The organism is Mycolicibacterium novocastrense (assembly GCF_001570485.1).
In the GTDB taxonomy this organism is placed as follows: Bacteria; Actinomycetota; Actinomycetes; order Mycobacteriales; family Mycobacteriaceae; genus Mycobacterium; species Mycobacterium novocastrense.
The window spans coordinates 247,243-271,404 of the sequence record NZ_BCTA01000052.1; the positions used below are offsets into that span (position 1 = coordinate 247,243).

The window sequence follows — 24,162 nt, forward strand, 5'->3', positions numbered from 1 at the left end:
AGAGGGCTATGACGGACCTCGATGACTAGACGCCGTTTTCCGCTGCTGCGCGCGGCGGCCGAACTCGCCAATGCCGCCAACGGTGTGCAACCGCTCGGTCGCGAGGGCTACATCACCCTGCCTGTCTTCGCGTTCGGCTGGCCGACGTCGGAGGCGGCGCCGCTGTATCTGGCCGGGTCGGTGCTGGACGCCGGGCGACGCGGCCTGCGGGGTGACTTCCGCGGCGCGAAGGGCCGTATCGCGTTGGCGCTCACCGCGATCGCATGGGCGTTGCTCGGTCTGATCATGTACCGCAACGTGACGTCGAAGCGGTATTTCGAGGAACCGCTGCGCGAGGCGCTCGGCGACGACTACGAGCAGGTGGCCTCGTCGTCGCAGCCCGCACGGCGGAGCCGACTCGCCGGCGTCGGCATCCCGCCGAATGAATTGGTGCGCCGCCGCTACGTCGAGCGGGCCAACACCGTCCAGTACGGGCCCCACGGCCGGGTCAACCGCGCCGACATCTGGCGGCGCGCCGATCTGCCGCGCGACGGCAAGGCGCCGGTGCTGCTGCAGGTGCCCGGCGGTGCGTGGGCCATCGGTATGCGCAGACCTCAGGCCTATCCCCTGCTCAGCTACATGGCCGAGCGCGGCTGGGTGTGCGTGTCGATCGACTACCGGGTGAGCCCGCGGAACACCTGGCCCGCACACATCATCGATGTCAAACGCGCCCTGGCGTGGATCAAGGAGAACATCGCCGACTACGGCGGGGACCCCGACTTCGTCGCGATCACGGGTGGCTCCGCGGGCGGCCACCTGTCCTCGCTGGCCGCGCTCACGCCGGATGATCCGCAGTGGCAGCCGGGATTCGAGGACGCCGACACGTCCGTGGCGGCCGCGGTGCCGATCTACGGCCGCTACGACTGGGTGTCGGCGCGGGGCTCGGGCCGCAAGGAGTTCATCGCCTTCCTGCAGAAGTTCGTCGTGAAGAAGCCCATCACCGAGCACAAGCAGACGTACGTCGACGCCTCGTCGATCATGCGCGTACGTCCCGACGCCCCACCGTTTTTCGTGCTCCACGGCCAGGACGACTCGATCATCCCGGTGCAGGAGGGCCGCGAGTTCGTCGAGGCGCTGCGCAAGGTGTCGACGTCCACCGTCGCATACGCCGAAATCCCGCACGCTCAGCACGCATTCGACTTCTACGGCTCACCGCGTGCGCACTACACCGCTGCCGCGGTCGAGCGGTTTCTGTCGTGGGTGCACGCGCAGCGGCAACGATCGAGCGGCCAGTTGCCGCAGGCGAAATCGGCCGGCGCGTAGCTGTCTGAGCGCAAGCCGTCCTATTGCGCCATCGCGGACTCGACCACCGTCAGTTCATCGGAAAGCCCTGCCGCCCGGCGTATTTCGACGAACGCGGCGACCATCGCGTCGGTCAGCTCGTGCGGGTCGTCGAGTGTCGCACCGTCGGACAGCACCGAGATGTTGAGCTGGTCGACGTAGCTCCACACCGTGATGTTGAGGCCGCTGCCGGTGGTGAGCGGGCCGACGGAGTAGATCTCGGTGACCAACGCCCCGCCGACCCGACCCGGTTGGCGGGGGCCGGGCACGTTGGAGATCGGTAGGTTCAATACCTTGTTCTGGCCGTCCTTTTCGGCCAGCCAGTGGAACAGCCGCTCGGCCGGCCGCGGCGGGAAGTACGCCGACCACCGGCTCACCAGTTCCGGACCCATCAGGTGATGAGTCTCCTTGGCCTCCACCGCGGCGTCGTGTGCCGCCTGCACCCGCTGCAGCGGATCCTCGAGCTGAATGGGCACGGTCATCATGACCCCGGAAAAGTAGTTGCCGGAGATCCGGTCGGGTGAAAAGTCGAAACTGACTGGGACGGAAGCCAACAGAGGATGATCGGCGTGCCCGTCATACTTCAGGGACAGCTCGCGCAACGCGCCCGCCGATATCGCGAGGACCATGTCGTTGACGGTGACGCCCAAATGCTTGGCCGTCTCCTTGATGTCGGCGAGCGACAGGGTGGCCGTGGCGAACTTGCGTTGCGCGTCGACGCGGTGGTTCATGAACGACGGTGGCGGGGTGAACGGCCGGGTGAGTTCGGGGGAGAGCTTCTTGGCGCTCTTGCGCACCCGTTGGATGCCCTGCGCCGTATAGCGCATGACACCCGGCAGCCGGCCGATCTGACGCAGGTGGTCGGTGAACGCGGTCCGCACCAACTCCGCCCTCCCCGGCGGTGGATCCGTTGCGTACGAGTCGCGCTCGGCCTGCGGTCCTTGCTGTAGATCCATACCGCGGGCCAACAGATTCGCCGAGGCGACCCCGTCGGCCAGGGCGTGGTGGATCTTGCCGAGCACCGCGATGCGTCCGTTGGCCAGGCCCTCGATGAAATACATCTCCCACAACGGCCGGCTCCGGTCCAGCGGTGTGCTGGCGATCTGGCCGATCGCTTCGTCGAGCTGGCGGCGCCCGCCGGGACTGTCCACCCGCCAGGGCCGCACGTGGTACTCGAGGTCCACCTCGCAGTTCTCCCGCCACATCGGGTGATGGAACTTGAACGGAATGTCGACGAGCTCGTAGCGGAACGGGTCGAGTTTGTAGAGCCGCCGGTGGATGACGCGGCGGAACTCGTCGACGCCGAAGGGGCGATCACCCAGCTCGGAAAGGTCGATCACCGCCAGCTTGAGGGTGTGCATATGCACCGTGGGGGTCTCGGAATACAGCAGGATCGCGTCCCAGCCGCTGAGCCTCTTCACGTCGCCACCCCTCCCTCCGGAGGAGCCTATATAACCTCTTTGGCCCCGACCAGCGCCCGGTTCCGGTGAATCTGGTTCAGAAACAATCCTATTGCCGTCGTGGCAGATCCGGTACGGGCGCCGTCGGTCATATCGAACGCATGCCCGGCGCCGGGCAGTTCGATGTAACTCACCACGGACCGCGACACCGCCCGCAGCCGTTCGACGAACGCACGGGCCTGCGCCACCGGGATGACACTGTCGCCGGTGCCGTGCACGATCAGGAACGGCGGTGCGTCGGGATGCGCCTGCGCGATCGGGGACGCCTTGCGATAGACACCGGGATCTCGGGCCACCTTGTGTCCGACGACGACGCGTTCCAGGAAGTCGATGAACCGCACGCGTTCGACGGTCGAGCGATCCTCCCAGCAGTAGCGTCCGTAGATCGGGACCACCGCGTCGACGGACGTGTCCGAATCGTCGGGCAGATCGGCCTGCAGCTCGGGATCGTTGGGTGTCAGGCCCGCGAGCGCCGCCAGGTGCCCGCCCGCCGAGGTGCCCGCGATCGCCACGAAGTCGCGGTCGCCGCCGAACTTGTCGACGTTCGCGCGCGCCCACGCGATCGCGGTCTTCACGTCGTGGATATGCGCCGGCCACCGGTGGTGTGGCGCCACGCGGTAGTCGATGGACAGGCAGACCCAGCCCTTCTCGGCGAGGTGTGACATCAACGCGTAACCCTGCAGGATGCGCTTGCCGTGGACCCATGCGCCGCCCGGTACGAAGATCAGCACCGGAGCGGGCTCGGCGGGTAACTCCTTGGGCCGCCACACGTCGAGCAATTGCGAAGGCCGCGGCCCGTACTGCACCGACGTGCGATAGACGTTGCGCCGGTGCTCGCGCAGCTTCCACAACGGCGGCACCGACTCGGGCGCGGGCCACTCGATCGCGAGGTCCTTGGCGTTGACGACGCCGCGCAGCGCGGCTTGGGTGACGGCGTTGGTGCTGTTGCGCTCGGCCTCTTTTTGCTCGGCGTCGCCCGGGCTAAACCACGACTTCACCGTCGAGCCCAGAAAGTCCGGCGCGTGGCGGGAGCCCCAGGCGGTCACCGCGGCCAGGGTGCCCAACGGCTCCAGGTGCTTTCCGATGACGGGCAGCGAAGCCGAGGCCACGCTCATCGCCAGCATGTAGTCGGAGGGGCCGGCGTTCAGCAACCACCGCGCGCGTGTCCAGAAGGTCGGACCTGGGTACCGGGCATCCGGTCGCACCGTCATTGCGCGACTGTACCTCGGCGGTCCGTACGGACAAGACAACTTCTTGAAGTGTCTACCGTTCACATTTCGGGATGTCGGAGGCCTATACCGTGACCTGCGCAGATGGTTTAGCGTGACTTGCCGACCGTCAACTTCGAAGAGGACTCCCACGTGAGTAAGTCAGCGCTTGCCATCACCGAAGAGCACGTCGACCTCGCCGATGCGGCGTTCGGCCAGCTCAACCGTGTCAACAGCCGGGCGGCAGCCCGCTCGACGCTGGAGGGCGGCTCGTCGCACCCCGCCGAGATCTGGTCGGCCGCGGCGGGCCTGGGATGGACCGGCCTGGCGGTCGCCGAAGAGTACGGCGGGTCCGGTTTCGGGCTCGCGGAGCTGGCGGTGGTGCTCGAAGCCCAGGGACGCGAACTGTGCCCCGGGCCGTTTCTGCCCACCGTGGCGGCGGCCGTCGTGATCGACCGGTGTGCATCCGATTCACTTCGCGCGCAACTGCTTCCAGGTCTGGCCGACGGCAGCACCGTCGGTGCGCTCGCGGTCTCGGGCAGCGTGACAATCGGATCCGATCTGGTCGTGACCGGTGAGAGCCCCGCGGTGCTGGGCGCTCCCGACGCGAACCTGCTGGTCGTGGTCGCGGGTGACGACGTCGTCGTCATCGATTCCGCGGCCGAGGGCGTCACGATCATCCCGCTCGAGTCGATGGACACCTCGCGCAGCCTCGGCAAGGTCACGTTGAGCGGTGTGACGGTCGCCGAGGAGCGTCTGCTTCGCGGCGCAGCCCGTAAGGTGCACACGGTCTTTCGTATCCTCGCATCGGCCGAGGCCGTCGGCGTGAGCTGGGCCAGCATGGAGATGGCCGTCGAATACGCCAAGGTCCGTGAGCAGTTCGGCCGGACGATCGGGACATTTCAGGCCGTCAAGCACCACGCGGCCAACATGCTCGTCAACGCCGAGGTGACAACGGCCGCGACATGGGATGCCGCCCGCGCCGATGACCTGGACAGTGCGTCGTTCGCCGCCGCGGTCGCAGCGGCGCACGCCATCCGAACACAGATCTTCAACGCGCAGACCAACATTCAGCTACACGGCGGGATCGGCTTCACCTGGGAACACGATTCCCACCTGTATCTGCGACGCGCGAGAACGCTCGCGGCGCTGATGGCCGAGGCCGGCGATCCGCTGCTCGATGTCGTCGAAGCGCAGCGCAGCGGCCAGGCGCGTGGTGCGACGTTCACCCTGCCGCCGGAAGCCGAGCAGTTCCGCGAACAGGCGCGCGAAGCGGTCGCGAAGCTGCGCTCCCTGCCCGCCGACCAACAACGCGACTTCCTCGTCGACTCCGGCTATCTGGTGCCGCACTGGCCCACACCGTGGGGACGCGCCGCGGAGGTGCTCGAGCAGCTGGTCATCGAAGAGGAGTTCGCCGACGTCGAGCGGCCCGACCTGGGCATCACCGGCTGGGTCACGCTGACCATCGCCCAGGCGGGAACCGACGACCAGCGGGAGCGTTGGGTCGAACCCGTGCTGCGCGGCGAGGTGATGTGGTGTCAGCTGTTCTCCGAACCCGGCGCGGGTTCCGATGCCGCGGCCGTGCGCACATCGGCGAAAAAGGTCGACGGCGGCTGGCGCGTGACCGGCCAGAAGGTGTGGACCAGTCTGGCCCACCAGTGCCAGTGGGGTCTTGCCACCGTGCGCACCGACCCGGACGCACCCAAGCACGCGGGCGTGACGATGATGGCCATCGACATGAAAGCCCCTGGTGTGACGGTGAATCCGCTTCGCGGGCTGACCGGCCATGCGCACTTCAACGAGGTGTTCTTCGACGACGTCTTCGTCCCGGACGCCGACGTCGTCGGGGATGTGAACAAGGGTTGGCTGGTGGCCCGCGCGACGCTGGGCAATGAGCGCATCTCGATCGGCGGCGGTTCGGGTGGCACGACCGGGTTCACCGCGGCCGATCTGGTCAAGTTGCTCGACAACGCCTCGGCCGAGACCCGGGCGACGTACCTGCGGCGGGCCGGCGAGGTGATCGCCGAGACGCACACGTTGCGGTTGTTGAACCTGCGGCGGGTGACCCGCGCGATCGCGGGTTCGGAACCCGGGCCCGAGGGCAACGTCACCAAGCTCCTGGTCGCCGAATCCGGGCAGCGGATGACCGAACTGGCGATGGAGTTGGCCGGTTCCGCGGCCGTCGTCGGACAGACCCCGACGTTGACGCTGGCCTATCTCGGTAACCGGGCGATGACGATCGCCGGCGGCACCTCCGAGATCACCCGCAACACGATCGCCGAGCGCATCCTCGGACTGCCGCGCGACCCGTTGCTGAAATAGTCAGGCCAGCAACGTGATTCCGCCGACGATCAGCGCGACCACCTTGACGAGCTCGAGCGCGACGTAACCGTAGTGGGCGCGTGACCGGCCCGTCGGCGCCTGTCCCGGCGGGGTGGCCAGCACGACATCCGAGCGGCGGTTCAGCGCCGGACGGACCGCGACCAGTTGAGCGGCCAACGCCACGACGACGACACCGACCGCGATGACAGCAACCCCTGACGGCCGCGCAATCGCCACGGCGATGACCAGGACCACAGCCAGCGCGGCCTCGATGCTGTTGAGTGCGCGGAACACCAACCGGCCGATGCCGAGCCCGATCTGCATGGACACCCCCGGGGCCCGAAACTTCAGCGGGGCCTCGATGAACGAGATGGCGAGCACCATGCCCAACCAGACAAAGGTGACCGCGATCGAGACGGCCTGTGCGACTGTCATTGAACTCGCCTCCTCGGCGCCATATGTGCGATACAGAGCCCTGGCTCTGCGAAGGGGGTCAACGCGTCCACGGTGATCGGCGCGTCCCAAGCGGTCAACGCGCCCTGCATGAGACCGAGATGCACGGGACAGATGATGTCGCGGCGGGTGTCCGCCAGCTCGAGAAACGGGCAATTGTGCAACCCGATCTCATCGAGATCATCGTTGCGCGAGCGCTCTTGCGGGGCGAATCCCATTGCGTCGAGGAGGTTCGTGAGGCGCTCGAAGGCCTGATCCCGGTCAATCGGCTGTTCGGCGCCGTCGGCCTCTTTCTTCGCCCAAGCGCGGCCGGCAGCGACCGCACGTCGTTGCGGGTCGCGCTGGCGCGCCAAGGCATCGGCGAGCACCCCGGCAAGCACCCGGTAGTCGCGGGGGCCGTCCGGGTCCATACCCGTTGTCGCACGGAACATCAGCGGGGGCCGACCCGGTTTCGTGCGGCTGGGCTTGATCATCTCGACCCGCCCGCGCTCGAGCAACGCCTCCAGATGAAAGCGCGCGGTGTTGGGATGGATCGACAACCGCTCGGCCACGTCGAGGACGCTCAAGGGCGTCCCCGCAGCCCTTAGCGCCGTCAGTACCTCATCGCGTCGTGTCATCGACCCTCCGAGTTCTCACAGACGTCCGAACACCGGCGCGAAGCCTAGTCCTGGCGGGTGATCGCCGCGCGCGGGCATTCGTCGACGGCCCTGGCCGCGTGCGCCTCGAACTCGGGCGGCACCGGGTCCGCGATCACCACCGCGTAGTCGTCGTCATCGAGTTCGAAAACCTCGGGCGCATACTTCACGCAGAACGCATTGCCCTCACACCGATCGCGGTCCACTACAACGCGCATGACGCCTCCTTGATTTGATCAGCGGTTCAGTTCTCATCGGCCTTACCGGGGAATCGCGCCCACACCACGGGCGTGCCTGCAGACCCATCCCTCCGGAACGAGGCCCGTCTCGGATAACCGAGTCAATTCCGCGCGCGTATGCGCACTGAGATCAGTGTCGATGTGCGGGTAGACAATTGGTTCCTCTTTGGAATTGTGCTCGTGCAACTGATCGAGCAGCATGCAGCAGGCCGCCTCGATCCTGTCGGTGTCAGACGCTGCGAGCAGATCGTCCAATGTGTCCATGGCTCGCCATATTTGGCCGTGTTCACGCATCATCACGAAGATCGGCATCACCATCCCGGCCTCACGGATCGGCGGGAACACGATGACCTCTTCGAGGTAGATGTGGCGGCGCAGCTTTTCGAGTGCCGGGGTGAGCGCTTCGGGTTCGAGGATGCCGGCGCGGAGCTTTTCCAGAAAGCCTTCCATTGCGCGGTCGATCTCGTGGTGTTCATGCTCCAGTGCGACATAGGCGGCTGATCTGTGCATCACGGGTTCTCCTACCACGAGCTGCCGTTAGTTTATACAAGCCCGTTTGTATAAACAATATGGCACGCCGCTTGGCGCCGGTGACGTAATACTGGTCGGATGCCGTTCACCGACTTCCATCCCGACCTGCGCCGCGCTGCCCGCCTCGCCCCCAAGCAGGTGATCACCCCCGCGACGCTGCCGATCGTGCGCATGGTCACCCGGCGCATGTGGCGCCGGGTGCCACGCGATGTCGAGGCGCTGACCCTGCCGTCGGGAGTCGACGTCTGGCTGTACCGGCCGCCCGGAGGTACGGGAATTGGGCCCGCGCTGCTGTGGATTCACGGCGGGGGCTATCTCATCGGCCATCCCGGCCAGGACAACGAACTGTGCCGCCGGTTCGCGAGGCGCCTGGGCGTCACGGTGGCCTCCGTCGACTACCGGTTGGCGCCCGAACACGCGTACCCGGCCGCGCTGGAGGACTGCTATGCGGCGCTGAAGTGGTTGACGGCGTTGCCGTCCGTGGACTCAGGCCGTGTCGCGATCGGAGGCGCCAGCGCCGGAGGCGGATTGGCCGCCCAACTGGCGCTGCTGGCGCGCGACCGCGGCGAAGTCACACCCTCAGCCCAACTGCTGGTCTACCCGATGCTCGACGACCGCACCGTCGATCGCCGCGAACTGGACAACCCCGGGCTTCGCCTGTGGAACAAGTCGAGTAACAAGTTCGGTTGGTCGGCCTATCTCGGCGGCGCCGATCCCGCCGTGGCCGTGCCGGCTCGCCGCAACGACCTGGCCGGGTTGCCACCGGCCTGGATCGGGGTCGGAACGCTGGACCTCTTCCACGACGAGGATCTCGAGTACGCCGAACGACTCAAGGCCGCAGGTGTGCCGTGCGACGTCGAGATCGTCGAGGGCGCGTTCCACGGATTCGACGGCATCGTCCCGAAAGCCTCTGTTTCACAACGGTTCTTCGACAGCCAGTGCGCGATGCTGCAGCGAGCGTTGGCGCCGGCGGCCGCTTGAGTCACCCGCGCTCGAACACCACCTCGCCCGCGATCACGGTGGCGGCGACCATATCCGACGCCAGCGTCCCGAACACATCGTCGGGGGACGGCTCGAGCACCACCAGATCGCCTGGCTCCCCGGGCGCGACAGTTCGGCGCCGCACCGGATCATCCCCGGTACCGAAGAACATGGCCAGCGCTTCGGGCGCGGTGATGCGTTCGTCCGCACCGAGCACCGCGCCGCTGCCGGTCACCCGTCGCACCGCGGCACGCATCGTCGCCCACGGGTCACCCTCGCCGAACGGCATATCGGTCGACAGCGCGACCGGCACACCGGCGCGCAACAGCGAAGTGACGCGCCACAATTCATGGTGTTGGTCGGCGGGCACGTCATCGAGGTACTGATCGCCGCGCTCGACGACGAAGTTCGGCTGCGTCACCACGGTGACACCGCTCGCGGCGAGGGACGCGATGCCGTCGTCGGGAACGACGGAGGCATGCTCGATGCGGTCCCCCGGATGCGTTCCGGACGCCTGCAGCGCGGCGAGAGTGACGATGAGCTGCGCTGCGGTCACACAGTGCACGGCGACCGGTGCGCCCTCGTCGTGCCGTCCGGCGATCCACGAGGTGAGACCGTCGAGGTCGAGGTCGGTGTCGTGCAGGATTCGCTTACCGGGCGCTAGGAACAGCACGCGCTGCTGCAGCTCGCCGCGGCGATGGGTATCCAAAAGCCGGACCATGTCGTCGATCTCGAGGTCCGGGGTGGCGTCGGTGACGCCGGTGACGCCCAGACCGCTGAGCCGTTCGCTGACCTCACCCAGTCCGGTGTCGTTGCGCTGCAGGGCATCCGACCACGAGGTGTCGACGCTGAGCAAGCGCCCGTCGGGGTGGTCTGCCATTCCGACGTGTGCCAGTCCCGCCGAGTTCAGTGTCCACAGCACCCCGCTGCGGTATTGCACCCGGACCGGAAGTGTGGGCGCCACCTCGTCGAGCACGGCGCGGTCGAGGTGGCCGGCCACCGCCTCGTGATAACCCACGGCCCGTACCCAGCCGTCGGGGCCGGGGTCCGCGTTCGCCAGCGCGCGGGCCAGCTGCGCCCGGTTGCGCACCTCGGCCGGGCCGACCCGCACCGACCGCAAAGCCGCTGCGGCGGACCGCAGGTGGACATGGTGATCGTGAAGTCCCGGTATGACGGTCCGACCGGCGGCGTCGTAGACCGGCTCGCCGTGAAGAGGCGTCAGCGTCGGCTCGACGGCGGTGATGCGTTCCGCGACCCGGATGTCGACGGCGGTGCCGTCGAGCAGGGTGGCCCGCTGGATCAGCAAGTCGCGAGCCGTCGCTGCTCGATCAGCTGCTCCACTTCCTCATTGTCCGCCCCCAGCGGTGACGCGGCGGCCGACAGTTGCGGTGCAGCGGCACAGGGTGATTGGTCGTCCCGCGGTAACTGCGCGTAGGTGGCGGCGACGGCGGCCATCGACATCTCGATCAGTTCGCCTCCCCCGCTGCGCAACGACTGCGCGACGGCCAGCGCCGCCTCGAGACCGGTCAACGGGTCGGCGATCGCATCGCCGCAGAACTCCGGCTCGTCGGGCTCGCCCCCGGCCAGGCCGCCCGACACGGCGGCGTCATCGCCGAACGCGACCCAGTTCTCGCGGCCACCGTCCGTACCGTGACCGGTGACCCGCAGCCACACTCGGCCGTCTCGCGGCGTCACGTCGGTCGGGGCGAGACCGCGGCGAACCAACGCCGCGGGCCGCGACGACTCGATCACGACGTCCGCGGCGGCCAGCAACGTACGCAGACCTGAGGGCTCATCGAAATCGACGCTGTAGGACAGCTTTCCGGCATTCATCCAGTCGAAGAACGATTGCGGCCCGTGGCGGGCACCGTCGGGCCGTGCGGCGCTCTCGACCTTGACGACGGTCGCGCCCGCCGACGCGAGCAACCGTCCACACAGCGGTCCTGCCCACAGCGCCGAGAGGTCCGCGACCAGGAGGCTCTCTGGACCCCGCGTCGCGGTGGCCGCGCCGAACGGGTACACCCGCGGGGCCTCGGCAGGGGTCTCGGCGAGGCCCGCGGCCGGCAGGCCGAGCAACCGGGCGCGCTCCGTCATGTCGGCACAGTCGTTTTCGGCGACCCAGCCCTGCACGGCCGCCCACGGATCGTCGACCTCATCGGCCGAGATCAGCGCCGGAACCGCGGCGATGTCGTCGGGTCTCGCCAACGTGAGGGCACACCAGCCGTCACGGCTGCGCATCAGGCGCGTTGCGCCGCCCGCCGACACTTGCCCGGCCGGCGAGCGGCCCAGCAGCGCGGCTCGCCCGCCGATCAACTCGGCGGCGTCGACCCGCACGCCGGTGAAGGTTTCGAAGGCGTCAGCGACCCGCCCGGCCCGGTCGAGCACGGCGGTGGGGACAGTCAACATCGTCGACGTCACGCGCCCATTGTCGGCTTACTTCGCACGCGTGCGCCGCCCGGGGTGGGAGCGGCTCAGAATTGCAGGGCGGTGAAGCGCCAATCAAGCACGCTGCGGTCCTGCTCATCGACCGCGTACACCAGCGAGCGCACCGTCAGAAGGCCGCCGCGACCGTCCGCAAGCGGCTCGGCCTTCTCGATGTGCACCTCGCTGTAGAGCGTGTCCCCTTCGTACACCGGCCCGGTGTGGTCGCAGGACTGCCAACCGAGGACGGTCACCAAGTTGGGCAACACCCGCGTCACCTGGGCCAGCGCCAGCCCGATGGTGTGGCCGCCGTAGACCAGCCGCCGGTTGTTGACCCGCCAGTCGTGGTGTGTCGCAGCGATGTTCAACGTCAACCGGGCGAGCTCGGGTGCGCTGCTCACCACGTCGGCGGAGCTGTGCAGCACCGTTCCCGCGAGTCCCGGGGCGAAGTGGGCCCCCGGCACCTTCGCGCGGTACGCCTCGGCGTCCCAGTCCGCGGTCGGATCGGGTACGGGCGGGGTCTCGGCGCCGATCGTCGACAGGTCGTCGGCGTGCCCGGTGTCGCCGGCGCTGTCGCGCAGCGGCAGCATCGCGCAGCGGTGAAAGTCGAGCACCAGGCGGCCGAGGTCGTCGACGGTGGTCATCCGCAGTGCGGCCAATCCGGTCCGCGCCCTGCCGGGCTTGGTGGAGTTCTCCTTGAGCCCGACCACTTCGGTGCGGGTGAACAGGGTGTCACCGATGACGGGGAACCGGTGAAACACCAGGCCGCGGTAGAACAGGTTGGCCTTCACCCGCTGGGTGGCCAGGGTGGTCTGACCGATCGCCACGTCGCAGACCAGGGCCGGATGCGCCAGCGGACCGGTCGCACCGGTGACCGCGGTCGCCAGCTCGCCGTCGAGCGCAAGGCGTAGCCGGTCCCCCACGATCGACTGGTGTACGGCGGCCGCACCCGAGGTCAACGTCATCGGCGGCGCGGTGTCGAAAACCTGTCCGACGTGCAGATCGTCGAAGTACGGGCCGCTCACGGATGCCCACTCTGGCATTGGGCCGCACAAAGTGTCAATATGGCCGTACATGAACGAGGAAGAGACGATGCTGGTCGCCACCGTGCGGGCCTTCATCGACCGCGAGGTCAAACCGCGAGTACGCGACGTCGAACACGCCAACGAATACCCCGAGGCGTGGATCGAGCAGATGAAGCAGATCGGCATATACGGTCTGGCAATCCCCGAGGAATACGGCGGTTCGCCGGTGTCGATGCCCTGCTACGTCGAGGTGACCCAGGAGCTGTCCCGAGGCTGGATGAGCCTGGCCGGGGCGATGGGCGGGCACACCGTCGTCGCCAAGCTCCTGGTGCTGTTCGGCACCGAGGAGCAGAAGCGCCGCTATCTGCCTGCGATGGCGACGGGCGAGATCCGCGCGACGATGGCGCTGACCGAACCCGGCGGTGGTTCGGATCTGCAGAACATGTCGACGACGGCGCTGCCGTCCGAAGGCGACGGCCTGACCATCAACGGGGTGAAGACCTGGATTTCGAATGCGCGGCGATCCGGTCTGATCGCGCTGTTGTGCAAGACCGATCCGGCCGCGACTCCGCGCCACAAGGGAATCTCGGTGGTGCTCGTCGAGCAGGGCATGACGGGGCTGTCGGTGTCGCGTGATCTGCCCAAGCTCGGGTACAAGGGCGTCGAATCGTGTGAGTTGGTATTCGAGGACTGCCGCGTGCCCGCGTCGGCGATCCTCGGCGGCGAACCGGGTAAGGGCTTCGCCCAGATGATGAAAGGCCTTGAGACGGGCCGTATCCAGGTCGCATCGCGGGCGCTCGGCGTGGCGACGGCCGCGTTGGAGGATGCGCTTCGGTACGCGCAGGAGCGCGAGAGCTTCGGGCAGCCGATCTGGAAGCACCAGTCGATCGGCAACTACCTGGCCGACATGGCCACCAAGCTCACCGCCGCCCGCCAGTTGACGCGCTACGCCGCCGAGCGCTACGACAGCGGCGAGCGCTGCGATATGGAGGCCGGGATGGCGAAGTTGTTCGCCTCCGAGGTCGCGATGGAGATCGCGCTCAACGCGGTCCGCATCCACGGCGGGTACGGCTATTCCACGGAGTACGACGTCGAAAGGTATTTCCGCGACGCGCCGTTGATGATCGTCGGCGAGGGCACCAACGAGATCCAGCGCAACGTGATCGCCTCGCAGTTGGTGTCACGAGGTGGCCTGTAGGCGATGAGGTCCGCGCCGGCGTACCAGACCCTGCGCGACCAGTTGCGCGAGCAGATCGCGGCCGGCCGTTACCGCGACGGGGCCAGGCTTCCGACGGAATCGGAACTCGTTGCCGCGCATGGTCTGTCGCGCCAGACCGTGCGCCGGGCGTTCCAGGACCTGGTGGCCGAGGGTGTGGTGTACCGGGTGCCGGGCCGCGGTACGTACGCCAGCGGTTCGGGGCGGCGCTATCTGCGCCAGTTCGGCTCGATCGACGACCTGATGAGCCTGTCCGACGACACCACGATGGAGGTGCTGGGCGGACTGCGGCGCCGGGTCGACGTCGAAGCCGCCAGCAGGTTGCGACTCGACGACGACATCGTGTACACGGTGGTGTTTCGGCGGTTGCACGGCACCGACCCCGGGGTGCCGTTCGTGCTGACCACGGTGCATCTGGCGCCGACGGTGGCAGCGGCGGTGGCGGACTCACCGGAGTTGACCGACGGGGCGGTCGGCACCCAAACCGTCATCGGACTGCTCGAGCCGCATCTGAGTGCACCGATTGTCGAGGCCGCACAATCGATCACGGTCGCCCCCGCCGATGGTGAGGTCGCGGACGCGGTGCGGTGCGAACCCGGTCATCCGATGCTGCGTGTCGACCGGTTGTACTCGGATGCAGAACGCCGGCCGGTCGAACTGTCGGTCAGCCATTTCCTGCCCGAGCAGTACACCTACCGGGTGACGTTGCGCCGCTCGGGTTGACGTGACTTCGGTGTCCTAACAGTCGCGCAGCGATCGTTTCAGCACCGAAATCACACGATGGCGTCGATCAGCCCCCACCGCAGCGCCGTCGGCGGATCGATGGTGCGGCCCGACAACACCAGATAGGCCGTGCGCCAGCGGCCGATCCGACGGGTGATGCTCACCGTGCCGCCGGCACCGGGGATCAGCCCGAGAGTCAGCTCCGGCAGCCCGAAGACGGCGTTCGGGCTCGACTCGATGTGCCCGCAGAACGCCGCCATCTCCAATCCGCTGCCGAGTACTTGACCGTAAACCCGCGCACGGCAGCGCTTGCCGAGGCGGTCAGTCAACTCGGCCAGCACCAGCGCGGGGCTGTAGCGGGTGCGGGCAAAATGTGCGCTTGCGGGATCGACGAAGCTACCGAACTCGGCGAGATCACCGCCGCTGCAGAACGACGGCCCGTTGCCGGACAGGATCACCTCGGTGACCGACGGGTCGACCCGCGCGACCTCCAGCGCCTCCAGAAGTGCGCCGCGGGCGTCGGTGGAGAACGCGTTGTGCCGCCGCACCCGGTTGAACCGCACATGGACGGTATCGTCGATACGTTCGGCCACAACGGGATCGGGGATCTCGGGAACCTGCGAGGGTCCGCGCTCCTCGAGCCAGCGTGCGAACTCCGGCCCCGACTGCAGCGTGGAATACGCCAGCGATTCGGTGATGACGCCGGCGACGGTGGGGGCGGTGGGGTCGACGGCGCGAAGGACGTCGTCGCAGATGCCCGCGGCATGCGGCCACTGGGTGCACCGCTGCGTCACTTCGGCGAGGGCATCGGCCACAGACGCGACCGTGATGACCCGACGGTCGTCGGAGTCATGTTCGGACAGGGTGAATGTGGCTTCATCGGTGGGCGATTCGATCGCCACGATGATGCCCGAGGGCAATTCGACGTGGGTCACGAGTACTTCTTGACCAGCTCCTGCTTGAGCATCTTACCGGTCTCCGTACGGGGCAGTTGTGCCTCGAACGAGATCGACCGCGGACACTTGTAGTGGGCCAGGCGTTCCCGCAGCCACTCGAGCAGTTCCTCGGCGAACTCGTCGGTCGCGTCTGCGGGGTCGACGGTCTGCACCACACCCTTCACGCGCTGGCCCATCTCTTCGTCGTCCACTCCAAACACCGCTGCGTCCAACACCTTCGGATGGGTGATCAATAGGTTCTCGGCTTCCTGCGGATAGATGTTCACCCCACCGGAAATGATCATGTGGTGTTTGCGGTCCGTGAGGAACATGTAGCCGTCCTCGTCGAGATAGCCCACGTCGCCGACCGTTACCCACCCGTGCCTCTCACGCGACTCGGCCGTCTTCACCGGATCGTTGTGGTAGACGAAACTCATTGGGCCCATGTCGAAGTAGATCTGCCCGGGCTGTCCCGGCGGCAGTTCCTCGCCGTCCTCACCGAGCACATGCGCCTCACCCAGCAGCGGCTTGCCCACCGAGCCCGGGTGGTTGAGCCAGTCCTCGGCGGTGATGAAGGTGATGCCCGCACCCTCGGAGGACGAGTAGTACTCGTCGATGACCGGACCCCACCAGTCGATCATCTGCTTCTTGATGTCGACCGGACAGGGCGCGGCGGCATGCACGACTCGGCGGATCGACGAGAGGTCATACGATTCGCGGATATCAGCCGGGAGTTTGAGCATTCGGACGAACATCGCGGGCACGAACTGCCCGCTGGTGACCCCGTACTTCTGGATGGCTATCAGCGCCTCCTCGGGCTCGAACTTCCCCATGATCACCGTGTTGGCCCCCATGGCCTGCGCGGACATCGTCCACATACACGGCGCGGTGTGGTACAGCGGCGCCGGGCTGAGATACACCGAATCACTGTCCATTTGGATGGCCATCAGCAGGGCGGACAGCATGTTGCCGGCCTGCGCGGGGGAAACATGGGGCAACTCGCGGCGAATCCCTTTGGGGCGTCCGGTGGTTCCGGACGAGTACTGCAGTAGGTCACCCTCGATCTCGTCGGGGATGGGGGTTTCCGGATGATCCGCAACGCACTGCGGGTAACGCTGCCAGCCATCGAGGTCGTCGTCGGCGAGAAGCAGCAGATCGGGCAGTCCGTTGGGCAGGTGCTCCGCCAGCTCCTCGCAAACCTTACGCATCGCCTGTGATCCGATGATCGCCTTGGCGCCGCTGTTGTCGACGATGTAGGCCGCTTCGGCTGCGGTCAGGTGCGTGTTGATCACCGCGTAGTACAGGCCGCTGCGCCGGGCCGCCCACATCACGACGTGCAGGTGTTCGTTGTTCTCCATCAGGACGGCGACGGTGTCCCCTTCGACCAGTCCCGCCTGCCGGAAGTGGTGGGCCAACCGGTTGGCGCGCGCCTCGAGCTCGGCGAACGTCACCGTGATGCCACTGGGATGCATGATGACGGCGGGCTTGTCGGGCGTGGCCTCGGCATGTTCGCGGATCTGCATGGGCTGACTCTACGATGCGCCGAGTTGACAGGTGTCAAGTGGTGTCGGTTTCCGATGCCGGCGTGCTCGCGAGGTCCCGCATCACGGCGAGTGAACCGGGTTCCAACGGTCCGAGAGCCCCCGACGACACTTGAGCACGCTCACAGTGCGGTGAGCGTGCTCAAAGTGTCGTATTTGCGCGGCGTGTTGTGTGCAAACACGCACGCTCGCGGGGTTATTCGGCGTCGAGGCGGTGCTTGAGCGCGTCGAACTCGTCCTTGATACCGGTCGGCAGCTTCTCGCCGACGAACTCGAACCACTCCTCGATGAGCGGCAGCTCCTGGCGCCACTCGTCGACGTTCACCTCGAGCGCGGCGTTCACGTCGGCGGCATCGACATCCAACCCGTTCAGGTCGAGATCCTCGGCCGTGGGCACGGTGCCGATCGGTGTGGTGCGGCCGCCGGCCTTCTGCTCGATGCGGTCGATGATCCACTTCATCACGCGGCTGTTCTCACCGAAGCCCGGCCACAGGAAGCGGCCGTCGTCGCCGCGGCGGAACCAGTTAACAAAGAAGATCTTCGGCATCTTCGACTCGTCGGACTGCTTGCCGATGTCGATCCAGTGCGCGAAGTAGTCACCGACGTTGTAACCCAGGAACGGCAGCATGGCCATCGGGTCGCGGCGGACGGTGCCGACCTTGCCTTCGGCGGCAGCGGTCTGCTCGGAGCCCATCGTGGCACCGATGAACACGCCGTGCTGCCAGTCGCGGGCCTGTGTCACCAGCGGCACCGTCGTCTTGCGGCGGGCGCCGAACAGGATCGCCGAAATCGGCACACCCTGCGGGTCGTCCCACTCGGGCGCGAGCGTGGGGCACTGCGACATCGGGGTGCAGTAGCGCGAGTTCGGATGCGCGGCCTTCTCCTCCGAGTCCGGCGTCCACTCGCGGCCCTTCCAATCGGTGAGGTTCTGCGGCTCGCCCTCGAGGCCCTCCCACCACACGTCGTTGTCACTGGTCAGCGCGACGTTGGTGAACACCGTGTTGCCGGCCTCGATGGTCTTCATCGCGTTCGGGTTCGACGACCAGTTGGTGCCCGGCGCGACGCCGAAGAAGCCGAACTCGGGGTTGACGGCGTACAGGCGTCCGTCCTTGCCGAAGCGCATCCAGGCGATGTCGTCGCCGATGGTCTCGGCGCGCCAGCCCGGAATCGTGGGCTGCAGCATCGCGAGGTTGGTCTTACCGCACGCCGACGGGAACGCCGCGGCGACGAAGTAGGCCTTGTTCTCCGGGGAGATCAGCTTGAGGATCAGCATGTGCTCGGCGAGCCAGCCCTCGTCGTGCGCCATCGCCGAGGCGATGCGCAGCGAGTAGCACTTCTTGCCCAGCAGCGCGTTGCCGCCGTAACCGGAGCCGAAGCTCCAGATCTCGCGGGTCTCCGGGAAGTGGGTGATGTACTTCGTGTCGTTGCACGGCCAGGGCACGTCCTTCTGGCCGGGCTCCAGTGGCGCGCCGATCGAGTGCAGCGCCTTGACGAAGAAACCGTCGGTGCCCATCTTGTCGAGCGCGGCCTTGCCCATGCGGGTCATCGTCCGCATCGACACGACGACGTACTCGGAGTCGGTGATCTCGACGCCCAGCTTCGGGTCCTCGGCGCCCAGCGGGCCCATGCAGAAGGGCACCACGTACATGGTGCGGCCGCGCATACACCCGCGGTAGAGGTCCGTCATGATGCCGCGCATCTCCGACGGATCCATCCAGTTGTTGGTCGGGCCGGCGTCGATCTCTTTCTCGGTGCAGATGAAGGTGCGTGACTCCACACGGGCCACGTCGGACGGGTCGGACAGCGCGAGGTACGAGTTCGGCTTCTTCTTCTCGTCGAGCTTGGTGAAGGTGCCCGCCGCCACCAGCTGCTCGCACAGCCGGGCGTTCTCTTCGTCAGATCCGTCGGTGAAAACCACGCGGTCGGGCTGCGTCAGCTCGGCGACCTCTTGAACCCAAGCGAGCAGACCCTTGTGCTTCGTCGGTGCGGTGTCCAAACCCGGGATGGTCGCTGCGGTCATGAAAAATCTCCTGTGTCTGTTGCTGCCAGGACCCAAGGCTCCGTGTGCGCCACCCAGACAGGGACAGGCAGCGCTGCGGTCTCCCTATACCGAGGTTATCGCGGGTGAGAAGCCCGCGGTGAATCGGGAGTGTGTCCGATCACTCACAGGAACGATTCAGATAGCTGTTTCACAGGTCTTTTCCCGATCGAACGCCGTGACTTGACGCGTGTCAACCCGGAAAGCGATCGCCCTCGGTCGGCTGAGGGTCGTCCGCGGAGACCCTCGGCGAATCCACACGCCCGTACAACTCCGCGCGTACGGCGTCCAGCGCGCGCTGCAGCGACGGCAGCCTGCGGTCGCGTTCGGCGGCGGCTCGTGCGGTCTCGAGCGCGTGCTGGCGCAGTTCGGCATCGATCGCGGTGATCCGTTCCGCGGCGCTGGCGGCCTCGCGTTCGTCCCGGGCGGCCAACTCCGACGCCAGCGCACTCTCGGCGGCCAGCACCCGCGTCGCCACACGTTCGTCGAGCGCGGCCTTGACCGCGGCGGTGACGTCGGTGAGCCAGCGGTCCAGCATCGCCCTGTCCTGCAGCACCCCACGAATGCCGACCACCCACACGGTCAACACCAGCCCCACCAGACCCCCGGCCATTAGACCGGCGACGGTCAGACCGGGCGCCAGTCCGGTGAACAAACGGGTGACGGCCAGCGCCACGCCCAGACCGAAGCCGGCGCCGAGGATCATCGTCAGCTGCCTCTCCAGCCGCCGCGACTTCAACCGCGGCGGGACGATCTCGGGGACCGTCGGCGCGTCGGACACTGTCGGAGCGGTCAATCCGACGTGAGCCGCCACCTCGGCCAAATGCGCGGTGACACCCTGGTCGACCTCCTCGACGACCTCGCCGAGTCGCCGGCGCACCCGCGACTCGAAGTCACCGAGGGCCCTGCGGCCCAGCGCCGACGCGTCCTCGGCGAGTTCGGCCCGCACCGCGGTGCAGCGGTTACGCGCGAGATATCCCAACTGAACGCGGGCCTGCTGAATCTGGGTGCGCAGGGCGATGCTGCGTTCGGACTTCGACACCCGGCGAGTCCGCACGATGTCGTCACGACTCTCGTGCAACGCCGCCACGCGGGCGCGTCGATGGGCGCCGTCACCGTCGGCGCGGTACTGGCGTGCCATCGATTCGAGCCGAGTCTCCCACGCCCGCAGGCGGTTTCGTCGTTCCAGCTCAGGGTCGGCCAGCCGCTGCCGCAGCAGGCCCACGAGTTCGTCGACCCGCGGCTCCCCCAGATCCGGCGCGGCGGCCGCGCCCACCCACGGCACGCTGGCGTACCGCGGCGAGCGGTTGGCCAGTGCGGCGCGATCGGCGGCCAGCACCTCGCGCCAGTTGCGGTGGGTGTCGATTTTCGACACCACACCGACCACGAGGTCGGTATGTCGCGAGACCAAATCGACCAGCTCACAGTCGGATTCGGCCAGTGGTGACACCGCCGACACGACGAACACCACAGCTGCGGGGGCTTCGGCCTGCCCGAGATCCTCCGCCTCGACGAAGGTGTGCTCGGGCATCCGCTCCCGCAGCGCCGCCGCCACGCTCGTCGTACCCGCCAGCCAGGGCCCCGTCACCAGCACGACATCCCGGGGGCGCACCGCCGGCGGGGCCAACCCCGGTTCGACGGCCGCGACCACCGCATCGGCCGACGCGAGTTGATCGGCGCTCGTCACGTCGGCCGTCATCGGGACCGTCCCAACAGGCGAAGCGAACCTCGGCTGATGTCCGCGGCGCAGGCGCGGTGCAGCGCGTTGACCGGGCCGTTGCCGTATCGCCGCCACTGCACGGCCCGGCGCAGATGCGAATCCGCGTCGTCGCCCCGGTCGACGCTCGCCCCCGCGGCCTCGACGACATCGACTGCCGCCGTCATCACCGCGAGGACGGCATCATCGGTCACCAACAGGTCGGCCAGCCGCGAATCGTCGGATTGCGTTGCGAGCGCGCGTAACTGGGTCACCGCGGTGCGCAGCCTCCGGTACCGCAGCGGCGCCCCCTCCGCAGCGACGTACTCCACGACCCGGTCGACCTGGCTGAGCTTGCGCAGGTGGTTCGGCAACGATTCGAGGCTCGCGCCGCGGCTCAGCGCGAGCACCGCGTGCGCGATGCCGAACCTGTCCAGCGCAGCGAGCAACCGCTCGCGCACCTCCCGCGGCAGCCGGTGCGGCGCCTCCACGAACGCGTCGGTCGACGACAGGTCGGCGGGTTCGGTGAGCAGAGTCGCCAGCGCATCGAGCAACTCGCCGGTCAGGTTCACGTCGGCGAGCAGCGCGACCATCGGCACCGTCGGCAGCCCGGTCAGGGCCCGACACCGGGCGGCTCGGTGATAGGCGTGCGCCATCGGCCCTGCCGCGCCGAAGCCAGCGAGGTCGGCCTTGTTCATGACGACGACGGCAGGTCCCCCGGTCTCCTCGAGAAGTGTCCGGTCCTCGGGTTTGAGCGCCTCGGCGATCACCAGCACGCCGACATCGGCGCCGTCGGATGACACGACCACGCCCGCGGCCGTCAACGCGGCGGCCACGGTCGCGCGGCCCACGCCCTCGCGGCCCCGCACCGCGACCCGCGTCGGCGCGCAGAGGCGCCTGGCGATCGCCGTCAGCCGCGGATCGCGGCGGTCTTCACAGATTTGCAGCAACGTGTCGACGAAAATCTGGTGACCTTCCCCTGTCGTGGGCGCGGGTGAACAGCACCCCCGGCCCGCCTTCGACGATCGTGACACCTCGGACGGCGTCGTGGGAGCGGCCGTGCTTGAACTTGGGGATAAGCCGCCGGTATGGCCCCTGCCCGGTACACGTCACCCCGCGGTTGGCCTTGCTTCTCTGATGTCGCCTGGGTCTGGCACTTTCTGGCCGTGTGAGCAAGGCGTAGCAATCCAGCTTGTCGGAGGCGTTCCGTCGGCGACACTGTCGGTATTGCCCACTAACCTCTGGTTGAATTACATCGCTGTAATTCAGTGCCTTTGGGGGCGTGGGGGAAGGAGAGTGGCATGTCTGATCGCTCGGCGATTGAATGGACTGAGGCGACCTGGAATCCGGTCACAGGATGCGACCGAGTCTCTCCGGGCTGCGAGCACTGCTACGCCATGTCGCTCGCGAAGCGTTTGAAGGCGATGGGATCACTCAAGTACCAGAACGATGGCGACCCGAGAACTTCTGGTCCAGGATTCGGCGTAACGATCCATCACAAGGCGCTAGACGAGCCGCGCCGATGGCGCAATCCACGGACGGTGTTCGTCAACTCGATGTCCGACCTGTTCCACGCCAGGGTCCCGATAGCGTTCATCCGGGACGTGTTCGACGTCTGCCGCGACACCCCACAGCACACGTATCAGGTACTGACGAAACGGAGTCTCCGCCTGCGCCGGGTTGCCGACAACCTCGACTGGCCGCCGAACCTCTGGATGGGTGTGTCGGTGGAGAACGGGGCGGCGCTGAAGCGGGTGGATCACCTGCGAGAAGTACCCGCCGCAGTACGCTTCCTGTCCTGCGAACCCCTAATCGGGCCTCTCGACGGCATCAACTTGGACGGCATCCAGTGGGTGATCGCCGGAGGCGAATCGGGGCCGAACTACCGACCCATGCAGGTCGGTTGGGCACGCGGAATCCGTGATGCATGCACCGACGCCAACATCGCGTTCTTCTTCAAGCAGTGGGGTGGTCGGACACCGAAATCGCTTGGGCGGGAACTTGATGGGCGCGTCTGGGACGAGATGCCTAGTGCTGTTGCATAGGGTTGCGCGTGTAGCGCATCGGTTCGATCGGCGGAAGTAGTGGCTCCCGGCCATCAGTTCCGCTCATCAGCATGTCAGCGACTTCGTCAGCGAGGAACAGACCCGGGTCCTCCTTCTTCAGCTGGCGTTCGGCCTTCGCCAACTTCCTCATACGCTCAAGCGCGACACCATGTTTCGCGAATACATCGGCCATGATTTTCTCGCCGGTGTCGTTGGACGTCGCGAAGATCACCGTGTAGATCGGATGGCCGGTGGTGTTGGTGAACTCGAGCGGAATCGTGGTCTGGTATCCGAGATCGCGCTCGAGGCGCCACCGCATAAGGTTCACGAGTTCAGCGCGAAACTGCGCCGCGTCGATCACGCCGTCGTACCGAGCGTCCCACAGCTCCCGCCACTGGCGGGTGCCGAACATGGCATCGACTTTGGCCGCGTATGCGGGGTCGGGTTTGCCCGCCAGCTTCAGGCCCCGCGGCAACAACCCGTGGCCGAAGTACAGAAAGAGTTCGACCTTGAACCCCCGCTGGTTCTGCCGCCACTCTGACAGGAATTTCAGCGTGTCCCAGGTCACCTCGGCGCTGTACTGGTCCACCATCGCGAAAGCCGCTGCGTACCTTCGCCAGTCGGGCGTGAGCGTTCGCAGGTATCTGGGCATCTCTACGTTGCAGTCTCCGGCGAGGACGACTAGCTAGGTCGCGCCCTGGATGCGCCTCTCGGAGGGTGTTATCCAGTCGCGCTGCGGTTCTCGGCTGAAGCTCACACAGCACCACCCGGCTGAACGGTGGGGCTGCCGCCAGCGCGCGATGACCGGAACCGAGTATCACCGTGCCTTTCCCGCGCTCGAAGTTCTGCGGCGCGCCCGCGAACAGGTCGAGGTAGAGGGTCTTGGTGCGGGATGATGCGGTCGTGAACGCGTTGAGGTAGTCCTCCAGCGCGTTCAGCTTGATGCGCGACCACGGTCCCCATCCGCGACCTGCCAACAGAATCAGCCTCCCTCCTTATCAAGGGTAGAGGGCAGATCCGACAACGACGTGGAACGCGTTCCGTGTCGGCAGCGCGCCGGTCAGTTTCCTTTCCACAAGGCGAGGTTGTGAGTCACGCGCGACCCCTCGGGGTATTCGGCCAGCTCCGCGTTCAGCTCGTCCTTGAGCGCCTGCGCGTTGTCGTACACCTTGGTGCCGCCGCCGCAGTCGGGGCACTCGACCACGAAGTTCTCACCCTCGACGTAGACGCCCCACGGCTGCTGGCCGAAGACGAGGTCGTCCGGAGCGTCCGGCGACGCCTGCGTCAAGTTGCCGACGTGATGATTCAACGGGCAGCTCAGCACGAGGTGCGCGCCGACTTCCGTGGTACCGATTTCACTCATGATTCTGCCC

At 67.3% G+C, this 24,162-nt stretch carries 22 protein-coding genes and 1 pseudogene; 6 read left to right on the plus strand and 17 right to left on the minus strand.

Annotation, left to right across the window (positions count from 1 at the left end; all coding sequences use genetic code 11):
- Positions 1 to 21: 21 nt before the first annotated feature.
- The gene (locus RMCN_RS20170; RefSeq protein ID WP_064413855.1) at positions 22 to 1,302 is read left to right on the plus strand and encodes an alpha/beta hydrolase; all 1,281 of its coding nucleotides are present in this window, start codon (positions 22 to 24) and stop codon (positions 1,300 to 1,302) included.
- 20 nt (positions 1,303 to 1,322) lie between these two features.
- Here the strand turns inward: RMCN_RS20170 and RMCN_RS20175 are convergent, their stop codons facing one another.
- Both RMCN_RS20175 and RMCN_RS20180 read right to left on the minus strand, forming a co-directional pair.
- The gene (locus RMCN_RS20175) at positions 1,323 to 2,741 is read right to left on the minus strand and encodes a WS/DGAT/MGAT family O-acyltransferase (RefSeq protein ID WP_067392870.1); all 1,419 of its coding nucleotides are present in this window, start codon (positions 2,739 to 2,741) and stop codon (positions 1,323 to 1,325) included.
- A gap of 26 nt (positions 2,742 to 2,767) precedes the next feature.
- The gene (locus RMCN_RS20180) at positions 2,768 to 3,991 is read right to left on the minus strand and encodes an alpha/beta hydrolase (protein WP_067392873.1); all 1,224 of its coding nucleotides are present in this window, start codon (positions 3,989 to 3,991) and stop codon (positions 2,768 to 2,770) included.
- Between the two features lie 150 nt (positions 3,992 to 4,141).
- Here RMCN_RS20180 and RMCN_RS20185 point away from each other — a divergent pair, with 150 nt between their 5' ends.
- Positions 4,142 to 6,310 carry an acyl-CoA dehydrogenase family protein gene (locus RMCN_RS20185; protein ID WP_067392876.1) on the plus strand — a complete coding sequence of 723 codons (2,169 nt, stop codon included), beginning with the start codon at positions 4,142 to 4,144 and terminating at the stop codon, positions 6,308 to 6,310.
- Here the strand turns inward: RMCN_RS20185 and RMCN_RS20190 are convergent, their stop codons facing one another.
- The 4 genes from RMCN_RS20190 to RMCN_RS20205 are packed head-to-tail and all read right to left on the minus strand — an operon-like array spanning position 6,311 to position 8,147.
- A complete protein-coding gene (locus tag RMCN_RS20190) occupies positions 6,311 to 6,745 on the minus strand; it encodes a hypothetical protein (protein WP_067392879.1) in 435 nt (144 codons plus the stop codon). It lies immediately after the preceding gene.
- Positions 6,742 to 7,380 carry a helix-turn-helix transcriptional regulator gene (locus RMCN_RS20195; RefSeq protein ID WP_064413850.1) on the minus strand — a complete coding sequence of 213 codons (639 nt, stop codon included), beginning with the start codon at positions 7,378 to 7,380 and terminating at the stop codon, positions 6,742 to 6,744. Before RMCN_RS20195 ends, RMCN_RS20190 begins: the two co-directional genes overlap by 4 nt.
- A gap of 44 nt (positions 7,381 to 7,424) precedes the next feature.
- Complete coding sequence (locus tag RMCN_RS20200; RefSeq protein ID WP_064413849.1) at positions 7,425 to 7,616, minus strand: ferredoxin; 192 nt, start codon at positions 7,614 to 7,616, stop codon at positions 7,425 to 7,427.
- Positions 7,617 to 7,658: 42 nt separating this feature from the next.
- A complete protein-coding gene (locus RMCN_RS20205; RefSeq protein ID WP_067392882.1) occupies positions 7,659 to 8,147 on the minus strand; it encodes a hemerythrin domain-containing protein in 489 nt (162 codons plus the stop codon).
- Positions 8,148 to 8,246: 99 nt separating this feature from the next.
- Here RMCN_RS20205 and RMCN_RS20210 point away from each other — a divergent pair, with 99 nt between their 5' ends.
- On the plus strand, positions 8,247 to 9,149 hold the full coding sequence (locus RMCN_RS20210; protein ID WP_067392885.1) for an alpha/beta hydrolase: 903 nt from the start codon (positions 8,247 to 8,249) through the stop codon (positions 9,147 to 9,149).
- Position 9,150: 1 nt separating this feature from the next.
- Here the strand turns inward: RMCN_RS20210 and RMCN_RS20215 are convergent, their stop codons facing one another.
- The 3 genes from RMCN_RS20215 to RMCN_RS20225 form a co-directional block, all read right to left on the minus strand.
- Complete coding sequence (locus RMCN_RS20215) at positions 9,151 to 10,455, minus strand: amidohydrolase family protein (protein ID WP_067392886.1); 1,305 nt, start codon at positions 10,453 to 10,455, stop codon at positions 9,151 to 9,153.
- Positions 10,449 to 11,555 carry a CoA transferase gene (locus RMCN_RS20220; protein WP_067392889.1) on the minus strand — a complete coding sequence of 369 codons (1,107 nt, stop codon included), beginning with the start codon at positions 11,553 to 11,555 and terminating at the stop codon, positions 10,449 to 10,451. The genes RMCN_RS20215 and RMCN_RS20220 overlap by 7 nt, the downstream gene beginning before the upstream one ends.
- A gap of 65 nt (positions 11,556 to 11,620) precedes the next feature.
- A complete protein-coding gene (locus RMCN_RS20225) occupies positions 11,621 to 12,613 on the minus strand; it encodes a MaoC family dehydratase (protein ID WP_067392892.1) in 993 nt (330 codons plus the stop codon).
- Positions 12,614 to 12,644: 31 nt separating this feature from the next.
- On the opposite strand from RMCN_RS20225, the gene RMCN_RS20230 reads away from it, so the two are divergent.
- Together RMCN_RS20230 and RMCN_RS20235 are read left to right on the plus strand one after the other, a co-directional pair.
- Positions 12,645 to 13,793 carry an acyl-CoA dehydrogenase family protein gene (locus tag RMCN_RS20230; protein WP_067392895.1) on the plus strand — a complete coding sequence of 383 codons (1,149 nt, stop codon included), beginning with the start codon at positions 12,645 to 12,647 and terminating at the stop codon, positions 13,791 to 13,793.
- Between the two features lie 3 nt (positions 13,794 to 13,796).
- Complete coding sequence (locus tag RMCN_RS20235) at positions 13,797 to 14,534, plus strand: GntR family transcriptional regulator (protein WP_067392898.1); 738 nt, start codon at positions 13,797 to 13,799, stop codon at positions 14,532 to 14,534.
- A 50-nt stretch (positions 14,535 to 14,584) separates the two neighbouring features.
- Here RMCN_RS20235 and RMCN_RS20240 read toward each other — a convergent pair whose 3' ends face one another.
- The 5 genes from RMCN_RS20240 to RMCN_RS20260 form a co-directional block, all read right to left on the minus strand.
- Positions 14,585 to 15,469, minus strand: coding sequence for an enoyl-CoA hydratase/isomerase family protein (locus RMCN_RS20240; RefSeq protein ID WP_067392901.1), 885 nt, complete (start codon positions 15,467 to 15,469; stop codon positions 14,585 to 14,587).
- A complete protein-coding gene (fadD4, locus tag RMCN_RS20245; protein ID WP_067392904.1) occupies positions 15,466 to 16,992 on the minus strand; it encodes a fatty-acid--CoA ligase FadD4 in 1,527 nt (508 codons plus the stop codon). Before fadD4 ends, RMCN_RS20240 begins: the two co-directional genes overlap by 4 nt.
- A 214-nt stretch (positions 16,993 to 17,206) precedes the next feature.
- Positions 17,207 to 19,030: a phosphoenolpyruvate carboxykinase (GTP) gene (locus RMCN_RS20250; protein WP_064413840.1), complete on the minus strand. Its 1,824-nt coding sequence runs from the start codon at positions 19,028 to 19,030 to the stop codon at positions 17,207 to 17,209.
- Between the two features lie 211 nt (positions 19,031 to 19,241).
- Positions 19,242 to 20,747, minus strand: coding sequence for a hypothetical protein (locus RMCN_RS20255; RefSeq protein WP_067392907.1), 1,506 nt, complete (start codon positions 20,745 to 20,747; stop codon positions 19,242 to 19,244).
- Positions 20,744 to 21,691: a hypothetical protein gene (locus tag RMCN_RS20260; RefSeq protein WP_409366063.1), complete on the minus strand. Its 948-nt coding sequence runs from the start codon at positions 21,689 to 21,691 to the stop codon at positions 20,744 to 20,746. The genes RMCN_RS20255 and RMCN_RS20260 overlap by 4 nt, the downstream gene beginning before the upstream one ends.
- A gap of 354 nt (positions 21,692 to 22,045) precedes the next feature.
- On the opposite strand from RMCN_RS20260, the gene RMCN_RS20265 reads away from it, so the two are divergent.
- A complete protein-coding gene (locus RMCN_RS20265; RefSeq protein ID WP_067392910.1) occupies positions 22,046 to 22,789 on the plus strand; it encodes a DUF5131 family protein in 744 nt (247 codons plus the stop codon).
- Here RMCN_RS20265 and tcmP read toward each other — a convergent pair.
- The 3 genes and pseudogenes from tcmP to RMCN_RS20275 form a co-directional block, all read right to left on the minus strand.
- Positions 22,773 to 23,441 carry a three-Cys-motif partner protein TcmP gene (tcmP, locus tag RMCN_RS20270; protein ID WP_263987610.1) on the minus strand — a complete coding sequence of 223 codons (669 nt, stop codon included), beginning with the start codon at positions 23,439 to 23,441 and terminating at the stop codon, positions 22,773 to 22,775. The genes RMCN_RS20265 and tcmP overlap by 17 nt on opposite strands.
- 103 nt (positions 23,442 to 23,544) lie before the next feature.
- Positions 23,545 to 23,766 (minus strand): annotated as a pseudogene (locus RMCN_RS31875) (three-Cys-motif partner protein TcmP); the annotation flags it as partial.
- Between the two features lie 83 nt (positions 23,767 to 23,849).
- Positions 23,850 to 24,152 carry a hypothetical protein gene (locus tag RMCN_RS20275; RefSeq protein ID WP_067392913.1) on the minus strand — a complete coding sequence of 101 codons (303 nt, stop codon included), beginning with the start codon at positions 24,150 to 24,152 and terminating at the stop codon, positions 23,850 to 23,852.
- Positions 24,153 to 24,162: the final 10 nt, after the last annotated feature.